Annotated in this window: 9 protein-coding genes and 1 tRNA gene; 1 reads left to right on the top strand and 9 read right to left on the bottom strand. The window is 57.5% G+C overall.

Annotation, left to right across the window (positions count from 1 at the left end):
- Both LJD17_RS13880 and LJD17_RS24075 read right to left on the bottom strand, forming a co-directional pair.
- Nucleotides 1–872: cadherin repeat domain-containing protein (locus tag LJD17_RS13880; RefSeq protein ID WP_227384797.1), on the bottom strand; the 872-nt coding region annotated here is incomplete at its 3' end.
- A 215-nt stretch (nucleotides 873–1,087) separates the two neighbouring features.
- Nucleotides 1,088–7,939 (bottom strand): cadherin domain-containing protein, encoded by a 6,852-nt coding sequence (locus LJD17_RS24075; protein WP_264478406.1) that lies wholly within the window; start codon nucleotides 7,937–7,939, stop codon nucleotides 1,088–1,090.
- Between the two features lie 743 nt (nucleotides 7,940–8,682).
- On the opposite strand from LJD17_RS24075, the gene map reads away from it, so the two are divergent.
- The gene (gene map, locus LJD17_RS13895; RefSeq protein WP_227384798.1) at nucleotides 8,683–9,432 is read left to right on the top strand and encodes a type I methionyl aminopeptidase; all 750 of its coding nucleotides are present in this window, start codon (nucleotides 8,683–8,685) and stop codon (nucleotides 9,430–9,432) included.
- A 269-nt stretch (nucleotides 9,433–9,701) separates the two neighbouring features.
- Here map and LJD17_RS13900 read toward each other — a convergent pair whose 3' ends face one another.
- From LJD17_RS13900 to LJD17_RS13930, 7 genes are all read right to left on the bottom strand, one after another.
- A complete protein-coding gene (locus LJD17_RS13900; protein WP_227384799.1) occupies nucleotides 9,702–11,039 on the bottom strand; it encodes a DUF1254 domain-containing protein in 1,338 nt (445 codons plus the stop codon).
- A 211-nt stretch (nucleotides 11,040–11,250) separates the two neighbouring features.
- Complete coding sequence (locus LJD17_RS13905; RefSeq protein ID WP_227384800.1) at nucleotides 11,251–12,666, bottom strand: DUF1254 domain-containing protein; 1,416 nt, start codon at nucleotides 12,664–12,666, stop codon at nucleotides 11,251–11,253.
- A gap of 387 nt (nucleotides 12,667–13,053) precedes the next feature.
- Nucleotides 13,054–13,130: transfer RNA gene (locus tag LJD17_RS13910), tRNA-Met, on the bottom strand.
- A gap of 180 nt (nucleotides 13,131–13,310) precedes the next feature.
- Nucleotides 13,311–13,529, bottom strand: coding sequence for a hypothetical protein (locus tag LJD17_RS13915; protein ID WP_227384801.1), 219 nt, complete (start codon nucleotides 13,527–13,529; stop codon nucleotides 13,311–13,313).
- A gap of 45 nt (nucleotides 13,530–13,574) precedes the next feature.
- Nucleotides 13,575–13,793 carry a hypothetical protein gene (locus LJD17_RS13920; protein ID WP_227384802.1) on the bottom strand — a complete coding sequence of 73 codons (219 nt, stop codon included), beginning with the start codon at nucleotides 13,791–13,793 and terminating at the stop codon, nucleotides 13,575–13,577.
- Between the two features lie 75 nt (nucleotides 13,794–13,868).
- Nucleotides 13,869–14,078: a cold-shock protein gene (locus LJD17_RS13925; protein WP_227384803.1), complete on the bottom strand. Its 210-nt coding sequence runs from the start codon at nucleotides 14,076–14,078 to the stop codon at nucleotides 13,869–13,871.
- A 231-nt stretch (nucleotides 14,079–14,309) separates the two neighbouring features.
- Nucleotides 14,310–14,951: a class I SAM-dependent methyltransferase gene (locus LJD17_RS13930; RefSeq protein ID WP_227384804.1), complete on the bottom strand. Its 642-nt coding sequence runs from the start codon at nucleotides 14,949–14,951 to the stop codon at nucleotides 14,310–14,312.
- Nucleotides 14,952–14,961 lie beyond the last annotated feature (10 nt).

Raw genomic sequence — 14,961 nt, forward strand, 5'->3', positions numbered from 1 at the left:
GTCGTGCCGCCGACTCCGTCGTCGTTGGAGGTTGCAGTCGCTACCGTATCCACTTGGTGGCCGGTGCCTTCGGTCAGAACGACAGGCGTCGTCACCGTCGGCGTCTGCGGAGGCTGATTGTCCTGCGTTGCCGTGACCTTTACGGTAAACTCCTTGAAAGCGAAGCCAGATGTTGCGTCACTTTCGGGATCGATAACCTTCACGCGAACTTTGAAATCGGTGTCTTGAGCGACCTGGAGCTGGCTCTTGTCCCGGACATGCAGCTCAAACGTAGCGTTCTCGTCGTTGCCGATCTTTACGATCTCAAAGGGGCCATTTGTAATTGGCTGGCCTTGATCATTAACGATCTGGTAATTCAGAAAGCCCATGGCATTGAATTCGGCGTATTCATCATCGTCAAACGCGGACAGATTCCCGATTTTCGTACCGTTTTCGGTGTTCTCGCTGATAATGACCTGCCCAGCCGAACCATCTGCTTTGGTCAGAGCGATATCCTCGGGATTATCGTTTGCATCCATAACGATGGCGGAAAAATAAGCTGAGTATTCATAGTTTACAGCAGAGCCGGTTCCGGTAAAATTAAACTCGCCGTATGTATTCAAGTTTTCATAGTCTATAGTTTGGGCAAGAACGATTTCCCACCGATTGGCTGCCTGATTATACTGAAAAGCGAAATTACCACCATCGTCACCAGCTGAATTTGGCGTAGCAACAAAGCTGAGACCAGCAAGATTCTCGCCTGGTTTGAAATTTGAAAGGTAGGCTATCACGGTGCCTGCCTGAATACTCTCATGAAACTTGATCTCACCAGGACCGTCTTGGCTGGTGAGCCCTGCAACTGGAGTAATGTCAAGATTCCAATAGTTAACCATGATAGCCCCCTCTTTAATGAGACAGATAAAGACACGATGTAACATAACTAATTAGCATTGGTCCATTTGCTTTGCAATCATGGAGACCAGCAAAAATAGAAACTTTAATGCAAGACACACCGAAAAAAGAAGCCACCGAGGATGGCCCCGATGGCTTCTAATTTTAGCGAACCTATCATCACCAATGGATATCGCCCTTGGCTGAAGAGTAAGCTTTAAATCACCCAGAGGTCGCTTGCCGACAGGCTAGGCTTCGTATTGGTAAAGGAGATGATCTCCTTTTCCTGAGCCACTGTACCTGAACCATCTTGATCCCAATACAATTTGCCGGTGCTCTCATTATATATGAAGCGCGTCTGCGCAGTTTTAGTTCCTGAACCCATCTTAAGGAACGCGTTAGCACTGAGCTCCTTATCTGCAGTCCCTGCGAGATTGAAGATAGATTTGCTCACGTAGATCTTGTCTGCATTGTTGCCAGCTGCGTTCTTACTGAAGTCGGTGATAACGTCTTTGTTGGTGGCGCTCACAGACCGATCGAAGACGAAGATGTCATTGCCATCGCCGCCGGTGAGGGTATCGTTTCCTGCCCGGCCGTAAAGCTTGTCGTTATCACCTCCACCAATCAGGATGTCCTTACCGGCTCCTCCAATCAACGTGTCCTTTCCATCCAGATGGCCGCTCTGTAGTTCCAGGGTCGCATTTTCAGCTTGCCAATCACGAACTGTGATAACGAAGTCTTGCGTCGGGTCTACAGTTGTATCCACTCCGTCGTCGACCGTTAACGTGACCTTCATCGTGGAGGCCTGTTCACGATCAATTTTCGCACCGTTCATCACGACAAGTTTATTGCCATCGATAGCAAAGATACCATCATTACTACCGAAGGTTCCATCGGCCTTCTTGATCTTCAATGTCCCCGTCGCGTTTGCTACTATCTGGCCAACAAGTGAGCCGCTGCCAGCCATCTCGCGAACAAATGTCTGAGAAAGATCTATTGTAGGCGTATTGCTTGCAGCCTCCACGTCCACCGTATAAGCCGTCTCCGCACTCGCGTGACCGGAGTCATCGAATGCGACCACTTTGAGCGTGTGGACGAAGTCATCGTCCGCGGTCACTTTGCGGGCGAGGACGATTTCGCCCTTGTCGTTGATGGTGAAAAGACCGTCCTTGCTCGTAGTGCCGAACCAATCGCCATCGACGAACTTGTAGTGGTTGTTCAGGAAGCCCGAGTCCTTGCCGTCCGGGTCGTCGTTCGTGGCGATTGCCACGAGGACGTCCTTGTCATTGCCGACGTGGACCGCATTCTTCGTCTCGACCGTGACATGCTCCGGTCCTTCGTTCACATCCGTGACGTTGATCCGAATGACCTGCGGGTCGGACCACGCGCCGTCTCCGTTCATGTCACGGGCACGGACGACCACTTCATAGTAGTGGGCGCCGGTCGTTTTATCGACGCTGGCATCCTCATAGTTGAGATGGACGTTGTTCTTCAGGTGGATCTGACCGCTGACGGCGTCGATTTCGAAGAGCGCGCTGTCCTCCATGAAGTAACGCAGATCGGCGACGTCGTGATCGTCGGACGCCACCACCGTCGGCCCGAAAGCCTGGCTGGCCACGTCTTCGGCGAAGGTGATTTCCGTTCCGCCTGACGTCAGGTGGACATTGTTGGGCGCCTGATTGCCAACGTCCGACTGGACGACGACATCGTATTGGAAGGCTTGGCTGACGATCTCGCCATTCCCCGCATCATAGGCTTCGATTTGGAGGACGTGGTGGCCGGCATTGGCGGCTGCGAGCTTGGTGTTGACCTTGATCTGCCCGGTTGCCTGATCGATGAAGAACAGGCCGTCGGCGCTGATCAGTTTGTTGGGTCCCTGCCCGTCCTTGAAGCGGAAGAGATTGTTGCGATAGTCCGCATTCATGATGTCCGGATCATGGGCGGCCATGGTGACGACCACCGTGCCGACGTCGTTTCCGACATAGACATTCTTGTCGCCGGTGAAGACGATATTGTCCGCAGCCTCGTTCTCGTCGGTGAGATTGATGGTGATTTTCTGGTAGGCGGATTGCAATTCGTCTCCGCTCTTCTCGACAGCACGAACATAGACAAAGTACGTGCCCTTGGCCTCCAGATCGAGAAGCGCCCCTTCCTTTACATGGATCTGGCCGGTATCGGGATCGATGAAGAAGAGATCATTCGGATCCAGCATCTCATAGCGGAGGTTCGCTGTGTCCCCGTCGTCATCGGCGATAACCTTGCCGACAATCGTGTCAGGGCCCGGCGAGTTCTCGGCGATGGTCGCGATCACCACGTCGCCTTCGAGACGGGCATTGATCGGAGCCTTGTTGTCCTCCGTTTCCGGCATGCCCGGCAGGAAGTCGACTTTTTCTATTCCCTTGCTCATGTAATAAGCAACGGCGTCCTCAAGGTCCTTTTCCGTCGCATAAAGGCCTTTGTAGAGGTACGCGACGTCGTTGGAGCCGTGGATCGTCGTATTATTGTTGTCGCCGAGTTCTCCGGCGATTTCGTCGCCGACATTTACGATAATATAGGTATCGTTTCCATCGCCACCGTTGAGGATGTGAGCGATGCTGACGCCGGTGCCGCCGTCGAGGGTATCGGAGACGTTCGTGGTGCCACTGCCAAGGATGGTCGACGAATATTTGTTGCCGATCAGGTGGACGCCTTCGGTAAAGCCATCGCCGGCCCGGAGGACCTCGACCTGCGCGTTCTTGGCAAGGCGATACTCATCGTGAATGAAGACCTCGGCGATGTCGAACAAGTCGCCTGCGCCTTCGACAATGGCGTCGCCGGAATGACGGATCCGATAGGTATCGTCACCGCTTCCGCCTTCGAGGACATCGGCGTCGGTTCCCGCACCACCATCGAGGGTGTCGTTGCCGCCCTCGCCTGCGAGGAGGTTGCTGGATGCGTTACCGATGATGAGGTTGGCGTCATCGTTGCCGATGAGCGTCATCTGGCCCGTGGTTCCACTGGCGTCAAGGTTCTCGAGGAAGGCATCGAGAACGTAGCCCGTGCCCTTGAATGCATCTCCGACGAGCTTGACGGTGTCACTGCCGCCGGTCGCGTCGGCCACTTCATCAATCGTGATGCCGTCGAGGCGCGACACGATATAGGTGTCGTCGCCCAAGCCGCCGCTCAGGTTGTCCTTGCCAGCGCTGCCGCCGTCGAGGGTGTCATTGGCATCGCCGCCGATGATCGTGTTGTTGAGATTGTTGCCCGTGACATTGATGCCGGAATCGAGCCCATCCCAAGCCTTCATCACTTCGATGCCATCATCGTCGTCGAGGGTGTAGTGCTCCGTGATCTTTACCGTGGCGACATCGTATCCGCCCAGGATCGGATCCGGATCCTCGCCGAAGGTCTTTCCAACTTCATCGATGATATATTCATCATCGTTCGCGCCGACGCCTTCGATGACGACCTGATAGGTCTTGACCACCGACCGAACGGTTCCGTCCGTCGCATCGACGGCGATCACCTGAAGCGTAATGGTTTGGGACGGGACATCGCGCCCAATCTTGCCGACGGTCGTAATGACGCCCGTGTCTTCGTCGATCTGGAAAAGACCGCTTCCATCTTTCGGGCCATTGGTGTCGGCAAACTTGAACTTATTCGTCCCGTAAGGCCCCATCGGGTTGTCCGGATCCGTCACGTCCGCGTCGACGATCGTCACGCCTGCTTCCGTGGCACCGGCATGAAGCGTGGTGGGCCCCGAGCGGTCGAGCGTGAGGACCGGCACTTCGTTGACGTCCGTGACGATCACCTTGATCGGGGTGGCGTCGGAGACAAGTCCGCCATCACGCTCGTAAGCACGGACTTCGAGCATGATGTAGTGGTTGCCGTCCTTGTCGACATCCAGCGCCTCATAGTTCAGAGCCGCCTTGACCTTGATGTTGCCGTTGTTGTCGACCTCGAAGAACTCACCGTTGGTCAAGATCTCGTAACGGAGCGGGCCACCGTTGTTGTCGTCGCTCGCCAGAACCGTCGCGACGGCGGAGCCGATCGTGTTTTCGGCAACGGGCGAAACGTCTCCCTGGAGTTGCGGCGGATTCGGCCTCTGATTTTCAACCGGGTCCACCCAGATCGAGACCGGCTGCGGCGTGGTGTAGGAGAGGTTGCCCTTATCCGTTACCCGCACGAAGAACTTGTACTCTGTCGAGGAGGTAACATCCGGGATGGTGCCGTTGCCCCTCTTGAGGACACCCGTTGTAGGATCCACCACGAACATGGCATCAGAGCCGAGAACGTTGCCCTGCAGATCCAGCAATTGATACGTGAAGCCCTGCGGTGTCGTGTCCGGGTCCGTTACAGATGGATTGATGCTGATGACGTAACCAGGAATGTCGGTCTCTTTGACGCGATAAGGCCCGCTGTAGACAAGGCTGGTCGGCGCTTCGTTCACGTCATTGATATAGACGCGGACCGTCGTGATGTCGGATGGAATCTTCGCGCTCGCGGTTTCAATGGCACGAACCTGAACCTCGAAATACTTCCTGCCATCTGTGCCTGTAATGAGGCCCGGTGTCTGACCTTCGAAGTTGATTGCGGTGGTCAAGTAGATCCAGCCGTCATCATCGACCCGGAACTTGTCTTGATGGCTGAGGATTTCGTACTTGAGCGGACCGCCAAGACTGTCAACATCGGTTGCCTGGACACGGCCGGCAGGACCGGTCTTCATTTCATCGATGGGCTTGAAGGTGTTGGCGACCTCTACGGGCTTGTTGGGCCCATAGTCGACGCTGCCGCCATTCAACCATTGGACGTCTTCGATATTGGCGAGCTTCCGTCCATCGAAGTCTTTGACGGAGATATAGGCAGTGTCCCAGCCCTCGGACGTCAGATTAAACTCACGTGGGTCGTCGCTCAAATTATCGACATAATAGATATCATTACCGAGGCCGCCGATCATAGTATCGGCGCCAGCTCCTCCATTAAGAGAATTAACGCCGCTATTGCCCTGCAGGAAATTGTCAAGCGAATTTCCGGTCAGGTTAATCGGCGCTGTACCCGGATCTGCGTAGGCATATTCGACGTTCGCACCCAGTGTAAGGCTGACTGAGGTATAAACCTTGTCGATACCGCCGAGGGCTCCCCCTACGCTTTCAGTGATGACATCTTTATCACTATTGACCCAGTACTCATCGTCACCGGTGCCGCCGTCCATTGAGTCGATACCGGTACCACCATAAAGGCGGTCGTTACCTTCGCCACCAATTAAGGTGTCGTTCTCACTGCCCCCATCGAGAGAATCGTCCCCGATTCCGCCCTCAAGCGTATCGCTCCCGATCATACCAGCGAGAGTGTCGTTCCCATCGGCGCCCCAAATATGGTTGGCTACCGAGTTTCCGATAATCGTATCTCTGCTATTGGTTCCCTGTGCAAAATTGATGTTCACAAGAGAATCGCCACCGCCAATTGACTTGGCGACGGTGCCTGCACCGAGATCGACGTTTACGTATCCAGCCAGGGAGATGTAGTCAACGGCACCAGAATCTGATCCAGCATCGAACCGATCGTTGCCAGCAGAGCCATAGAAGATATCGTAGCCGAAACCGCCATACACGGTGTCGTTGCCGGCGCCCGTATAGAAATTATCGTTGCCATCGCCACCATCGAACCAAACGCTGTAGTTGGCCGCCTTGAAGGTATCGTTGCCTCCACCTGTGGAGATTTGCCAGACGTTCTTTAAAGTGTCGGTATAATTCCCGTCCGTCGCCGTTTTATTGATTAGATCAATCGTTCGATCGATGATGGGACCTTTATATGTAAAACTGAAATCATGTATGTTGTGGATATTCTTAGTGTATGTGAAATCAACATAAGAGACCCATCCACCCTCAAGAGTATCCTGGCCGTCTCCACCAAGTAGGATGTCCCCAAAGCCACCTACAAGCCAGTCATCACCAGTCCCACCCCACAAAACATCTCCGGCGTTATCCTCAGCTAAACTTCCATACAACCAGTCATTTCCCTCCCCGCCTTGTAGGACATCCGCATCATTTCCGCCGTCGAGTGTATCATCCCCGAGTCCACTCTGGAGATTATCACTGCCTGCAAGTCCAGCCCAATGCCATGATTTCTTAAGGGTAGCCCAAATCCCGTCAAGATAGAACGTATCTCCACGGTCTGCAGAGCTATTCAAACCGATGATTTTTTCTATGTCGGGATATATATTTGCATAACTGCCAATGAATGCGCTGAACCCGTCGAACAGCATCGCGTAACTTGAATTAAGTGGCAAATGGCTGAAATCGACCGTATCGAAGCCGCCGTCGCCATGATACTCATCACCACCGTCAGCTGAAAAGCGACCATAAATGTAATCATTGCCTTCGCCACCATAGATGGTTGCTTTTCCGGTTCCGCCGGCCTTAACAATATCGTCTCCTGCCCGCAGATCTGCACGCACGGCAAAACCAGCAAACTGCGTCAGATCAATATTGTCTGGATTGTTAGGATCGTCTCTGCCTTCATAGTAATACGCTGCAAGAGGTACAGGCGTGCCGCTTGCAGCAGCTTTATTGGAACTCGACGCCGTCAATGCTTGATCACTTGACGTAGCGCCTTGCCTTGCTGGGGATGCAGTCCCGACGGAAATTGCATCAAAAGTGGCATCGGAAGGATGCGAACCTGCAATCGAAAATCCTTCAACCTCAGCAATGATAGCATCGCTTTCGGGCGCCATAGCCAAATAGGCGCCCTCATGGTCTATGCCCGCATAGCTAGAGGATGCCTCAGCCTCAAGAGAAACATCAATGACAGCCTTATGCTGTTGAGCACTCGTTACCTCCTCATTTCTATGATCATGAACGTGAGTGGACGCTTCAAGGACCTCGATCGAACGACGCCCATTCTTATCGTCCTGGATCAGCCTTGATGCCGGAACCGGTTCATGCGCTTGATCCGCAGCCGTCGGCGCGTCAGCCGGATCCGAAGAAGGAAGCACACTTGCTGCAGCGGCACCGACGAGCGTGTCGTCGAGCAAGTTACCGATGTCGGTTGTTTCGATAGAAAGCGACTTATCGAAGACCGGCTTGTTCATTTGACGTCCCCTTGGCTTGTGCCGCCACACTTCATGCCGTCGTGATACCCACTTCAGGCATATGATACGAGATTACATATCATTAAGCAGTTTATGCTTCCTGCAAAGCTCTTCGTACGGAGGGGACGCATCACGAAATTCAGATTCCGGGCGTATTCGGGGGAGGTTTTGACGATCTTGAGGCGGCTGACTCAATGGACGGGCCCGGTTGCCGCAAGGTCCATGGCCGTTAACCATGGCTAAAGCCGAGGCCGAAAACTCGGCATCTTTGCATTCTGCACAAAGTCCATTGGGAAAATTTGCAGAGTTCGTAGGAAGTTCTACTTGTCGCGATTGTAGATTTATTTCAACTAAAAATAACAAGACCCCACGGCAATGCGCCTAAAAGTTGCCGAAACGCGAAACCACGCGTCCATAGCGGTCGTCTCGCAGATGCTCGCTTCAGGTGGGCTCTGTACCGTCCGACAGGACCCAAACAGGGGGACCGACCGCCAGCGGGACGACGATGCCTCAATCCTCGCCCCTTCTCTCCCGGTTCCAATGACGTTCTTTCGGAGGCGCAAGCGTCGACCGTGGCATGGGCTGCCGCAAGGGCGCTCCCTGCCCTGCCCCGCCCTGCCCCGCCCTGCCCCGTCACGCCATTCGCTCCCTGAAGGGCCTTATCGTATTTCGGCGTGCGCTCTCGCCTCCGTTTGTCAGCCGCGCCCAGAAGCGCTATGTCCCGGCTTTCGGAAGAGCCTGGCATGACGATTTCAAACGACGACGACCTCAGCCGCCTGAAAGAGATCGGGCGGATCGTCGCCCATACCCTCGAGGCGATGGGGAAGGCCCTCGAGCCGGGCATGACCACCCTTGAACTCGACCAGATCGGGCGAAAGCTCCTGGAAGCAGCCGGGGCACGTCCGGCCCCGGAGCTGGCCTACGCCTTTCCTGGGGCGACCTGCATCAGCGTGAACGAGGAGATCGCCCATGGCATCCCGGGCGCCCGGCGGATCGCGCGTGGCGACCTGGTCAACATCGATGTCTCGGCCGAGAAGAACGGCTTCTTCGCGGATACGGGGGCGTCATTCGCCGTTCCGCCCGTCACCCGGTCGATCGAGCGTCTTTGCAGGGATGGCCGGCGCGCCATGTGGACGGGCCTGCGGCAAGTTGGAGCCGGCAAGCCGATTGCCGGCATCGGCGAGGCCATCGGGAGTTTTGCGCGGAAAAACGGCTACAGTCTCGTCAGGAATCTCGCCAGTCACGGTGTCGGCTTGTCGCTTCACGAGGAGCCGACGGAAATCGCCACGTGGCCCGACGCCTCCGAACGCCGCATCATGAGCGACGGCCTGGTGTTCACCGTCGAACCATTCCTGTCCTTCGGCGCGGAGTGGGCCGAGGACGGCGATGATCCCTGGACGCTCTACAGCAGCCCCAAGGCCCCGACCGTTCAGTACGAACATACGGTTGTCGCAACCCGAAACGGACCATTGATCGTCACGATGGCCGGTTAAGGCCTTCGAAACGAGAGCCCGGCTGCCTCCGGTCCATAAAGGCGAACTCCGATAAATGCAGCCTCGCGCGCCAATACGCGACGCGAGCACCTGTCGCCGACCGGACTTGTCACAATGTCGGGAATTTAGGCGATATTGGTGGCTGAGGACCACTACCGTCAACCGCCAACAGTCATCTATATGGTTCCAGTTACGCTCTTTCGGCCCCACCCGGGATTACAGGCAGCGTCCGCTTAGTGCCATTTCCTGACCTTCCGCCACTGAGGTTGTCATTTCACCTGTTGTACGGCCGGCGGTGTCCACGACCCATCGATGATCGCAGTCTTCGGCCAGTAAGCCCGTACATAGAGTGAGAAGTCGCCGCCCTTGGGCGCAGGAAGCCAGTTGGCCCGCTGGACCGGATCCGCGGGCTCGTCCGCCTGGATATAGAGCGTGAGAGACCCGTCCGCAGCCAGCTTCAGATCCTTGTTCTTGGTCCCAAGCGAGTAGCGGTTAATCGCGTTTGGCGAGAAGAAGTGGTGCTCGTTGTAGAGCGTCAGCGACCAGAAACCGTTGACCGGCGGCGTCTGGTCCTTCGGGAACGTCACCGTGTAGCGGTTGGCGCCGTTGAGCCGCCGGCCCTCCGCATCGAGATTCTGGTAATAGTATTTCGTCTCGTTGGGGGCGTTCACGAGGATGTTCGATTTCGCCACCGCCGTGCGGGTGAAGTAGTCGGTGCCAAAGGCGGCCTCGTTCGAGATCGTGCTCCAGTGGTGCGAGAGCTGCTGGCCATAGTTGCGGAACTCGAACAGCGGCGCCACCAGCGTCTCATCCGCCTCCTTCGCTCCTTCTATCATGGCCTGCTTCAAGCGCGGGTTGTCCCTGGCGGCTGCCAGCACCGCGAGCACCTGGGCGTAGCGCGCCTCCTCCCCGGGCAGCGGCGGGGCGTCAGCCAGCACGGCCGGCAGCGTGTCGACGAAGGACTCGGGCGGCACCCACTTCACCTCCTGCTCGCCAGTGGCGGCATTCGGCAGACGCTTGATCGTGCTCCAGTCGATGCTCTTCATTATACCGTCGTACTCGGCGAGCGGGTACATCAGGATCTGGCGCAGGACGGGCTGGATCGCCTTCCGGTCCTCGGCCGTGTCGTCGAGGAAGATGCGGGGCGCCACCAGAGCGGTGTTGCTCGGGGATCGGAACACCGCGGCGATGCCCTTGGGCACCTCTCCCTGCCAGTTTGGCCCGACGAGCAGGTAGAAGCCGGGCGTGGTGCCGTACATCTTGCCGAGGCGAACGAATCCGTCCGTGCGCAGGTCGACAGCTTGATACACCCAGAAGCGGTCGCCGACGTCCGGCACCTGGATCACGACGGGCGTCTGTTCCAGGCCCAGCGAGCCGACGCCATAGGCGACATCCTGGTTCGGGCAGGCGACGAGGCGCTCATCCGGGTCGACGTAGTCGGTGAGCATGGCGAGCCGGTTGAGCGGCGCGGCCGGGACCGGTCCGGTGTAGGCGAGTTCGGTCGATTGTTCCGCACCGCGCCGCTTGTTGTAGAGGTTGACCATCGGCCAGGCCCAGAAGAAAGCGTCGCGGGCCACATGCCGAGCGTAGGCCTCGGTGATCTTCACCCGCGTGTCCGGCCCCGGCGGCATCGCCTGCGCCCAGGTCGGTGAGGGCGTGACCAAGGAGGCTTGGGTCGGCGGCGTTTGGGCCAAGGCGTATGCTATCGGGCAAGCCAGCAACAGGGCACCCGGGACGCCTGCCTTCAGAAATTGCCGAACGTGCATACCCCACTCCTAGCATTCCATCGATTGGGGTATCCGTCAGAGCTCGGTGCGGTTATTGTGCCGCGACCTTCTCCACGTCCGGCAGCACCCAGGCCTTGTCAAAGAATTCCTTGTTCGGGCCATAGACCCGGAACATCAGCTCGAAACCGTGCTGCGGATCTGTTGGTATCCAGTTGGCTTCTCTGCCAGCCAAAGCCTTTGGCCCGAACCAGACGTCGATGGAGCCATCGGCATTCTTCTGCACCTCGGCGCTGTTCGAGGCGCGGCTGGCGCGGTCCACGCCCTTGATGAGCGCATGGGTCTGGCGGTCGTAGGCGGTGACAGACCAGTACTGCTGCACCGGCGCGTTCGGCGGCACACGTAAGCGGTAGGTCTTGCTGCCATCGAAGCCATTGCCGTCCTTGTCGCGGATGGAAATCAGGTAGAACTGCGCCGTGCCCGGGCGTTTGATGGCGATATAGCCGTAGGTGTAGAGCAGTGCCCGTGCATCGACCGCGTACTTGTCGCGGTCTGCATAGCCCGTACCCTGCCCCTCGATGGCCTCTTGCAGGGTTGGATAGGTCCAGCGACTGTTCGGGAAGTACGGCGGGAAGCCGGCGTCGTAGCGTTGCTCCAGGGTGTCCTTTGCCTCACCGATAGCCGCGGTGAGGATCTTCTGCGTCGCCTCGCTCGGTGCGAAAGGCTTGCCCTTCTCAATGCCGATTGTGCGGATCTGGTCGATCATCGCGCGGTCGCGCTCGATCCAGGGCTCGGCCTGCACGACGCGATTGAGATTGGTGAAGAAGCTCGCATCGTAGCGGATCGTGCTGTCGTAAGTGACGTCTTTCACGTCGGTGAAGACCGTCTCCGGCGGGTTGGCTCCGGCCGAAAGCGGGTAGACCTTCACGCGCCTGCCGTAGGCGATCGATGCCGCTACATCAGTCTCGGAGTGGCTCTTCATGTTCGAGCGCAGGAGCGCATAGTTGCCGTACGTGTCGGAGGGTAGTGCCGTGTAGCCAGGTGGGATGCTTCCCTTGAAGTCCGGCGGCAGGATCACGAACTTTCCGCCCGCTCCCCTGTCGATGCCAAGCAGGCCGACATCCTCGAGGGCGACCTGCCACTCGGTCATGATATTGCCGGTCAGCGACGCGCTGGCGTCTCCCGGCGGTATCTCTAGGACAACGGGACCGACCTCCTTGGTATCGAAGAACACCATGAAGTAGATGACGTCCGGATTGGGAGTGAGCGTCTGGTTGCGCCAGTCGAGCGGGCGGCCCCAATAGATGACCTGGTTTACCTTGCCGGGCGTTTTGGTCAGCATTTCCTGACGCATCAGGTCGGTGTTGACCGCCGGCATGCCCCAGATCACCGCGTCGACGCCGCGGCGCTGGATCTGGCGGTCAGTCGAGGAACCAGGGGGTGGCGCCTGGGCGAGTGCCGTTGCCGTGACGGTCAGATAAGCAAGAGCTGCCAAAATGATCCGCTTCATCAAACTTCCCCAGGCCCTGCGGGTGTCGAAGGACGTTTGAGTGTAGCCGCGCCCCCGAGAATGCCTATCAGGTGAAACCCTCAGATCCCGACAGGAAATAACGCAACACCAAACCTCCTGAAGGGCAACTATGGGTCAAAAGCAGGCATTCGCGACGAAAGTGGAGTTTGCTCACACAGCGAGGTCACCGCGACTTATCCATGCTTGGGAAGCGAACGCCAGCTGCTTACGTTTGACCGCGAATGAGTACGGTCAGTCATCGACCGTCGGCTAGCCGCTGATGAGGTGCAGTTCTTGAGATCATTGGGTTTCTTGAGCTGAAGGCGCTACCGCAAAGGGAATAATAGCGCTAAATTCATCTTCAATTTCAATGACTTATGTCATTAGTGGTAGCGGAGGAGGGATTTGAACCCCCGACACAAGGATTATGATTCCTCTGCTCTGACCAACTGAGCTACTCCGCCCCAGGAACGGGGAAATATCCCCGCGTCAGACAGGCGCGATATAGGGAGGGTTCGGCTTGTCTGTCAAGGAAGAGTACGCGGTTTCGGCGCAGATTTACGCGGACGAACCCAACCCCTCCTTTGAGCGACCGAAACCGCGCGCCGGCGAGAGGCAGGGTGTGCTTTTGTCCACTATGGCGCTCAGCCCTTGGGCTTGGTGCGCCAGAGCTGGAAGCCCTCCGACGAGATCGCCTGCTCGATCACGCGACGGGAGAAGTTGTGCGGCGGCGACTGGCGGGACTGAAGCGTACCGGTCAGTCCCCAGGGGCCGTACTTCTCCGGCAGCTTGCTGCCGGATTCATCCCCGGCAAAGGCATGAAGCTCATCCCGGGATTGGGAAACGAACATGAAGATACGCATGGGATCGACTTTCTAAGAGAAGCGAGCTGAGGATCTAGATAGGGCTCAGACTTCGGAAGTCAGCTCAATCGCCTGCGCGGCAAGTCCAAAACGGTAGGCGAGATGCCACCGCAGCTCGCGGGACGATTGATAAAGATAGGAACGGTCCAGCAGATGGCTGACCTCTCGCTCGTCGCCGGCTTCCCTGGCCCAGACCCGGGAAAGGGTAAAACCGGCGGTCCAATGGTTCTGGCCCACCGGCTCGGGAATGAAGCGGAATTGCATTTCGTCCTGTTTCTCGACGCCCCTCGGCCGGCAGGAGACCCCAGCCTCCTGCGAAGATATGGCAAAAGCCTCGTCTCAGACGGACTGAAGGTTTCCGGCGGATTGCTTGCCCGAACGGCGATCGGTCTCGATCTCGAAGCTGACCTTCTGGCCTTCGACGAGGCCGCGCATGCCGGCTCGCTCAAGGGCCGTGGCATGGACAAAGACGTCTTTTCCGCCGTCATCCGGCTGAATGAAGCCGTAGCCTTTGTGTTCGTTGTAGAATTTGACGGTTCCTTGGAGCATTTTCAGGTCTTTCTGGCATGAAGGCACACAGGCTGCGCCAGAGAGCGCAACCTGCCCGGTTTTTCGATTTTTGGGAAGAAGACTGAACGCGCGCTTTCATAAAACGCGGCGGGGCCCAGAGATCCGGCCAAACAACGATAAGATGAATCTAGGGACGGGTAGAAGAAATAGCAAGCGAAGCGGTATGAATTGCCTCCAAAGAGCCGCCTTCGACTTACGATCAGGCAGTCGTCAGCCTCTTTTGCGGATTCTCATCAACTTGAAAAATCCGACCGGGAAGAGCGCCTTGAGCTCGACCACTTCCATGCGCCCCGTGGCCCGGGCCCACGCCTCGACCCGAGACGCCTTGAAGGCGGAACTCCAGCCGATCGCCTTCGCGACGGGCGAAGCGAGCTCCTCAAGGGTTGCGATGGGGCCGGAGGGCTGGCCGAAATGATTGGCGAGCACGATTTCGCCGCCGGGCTTCAGCACGCGGGCGAACTCGGACAGGGCGACCTCAGGCTCCGGCACGAGGGTGATGATGAACTGAGCCGTTACGGCGTCAAAGCTCTCGTCGGGAAAACCGAGACGGGTCACATCCATGACCTGGAGGCTTTTCACGTGGGTGAGGTGTCGCCGGTCGACCTTGTCCTGGGCCCGGCGCAGCATGTCCTCCGAGAGATCGACCCCGTAAACCTCGGCATGGCTTGGATAATACCCCAGCGACAGGCCCGTGCCGACCCCGGCCTCGAGAACACGCGGACCGCAGGCCACGGCCGCGTTCACGGCGGCCCTCGCGGCCGGCTCCGTCAGCTTGTCGTAGACAACATCGTAGATCGGGGCCCAGCGCGCATAAGCCTTGCGCATCAGGGCCGTCGTGGGGGCATCCGTCATGGAGCGTCCT

The sequence above is a fragment of the Microvirga rosea genome (genome assembly GCF_020595095.1).
Lineage (GTDB): Bacteria > Pseudomonadota > Alphaproteobacteria > Rhizobiales > Beijerinckiaceae > Microvirga > Microvirga rosea.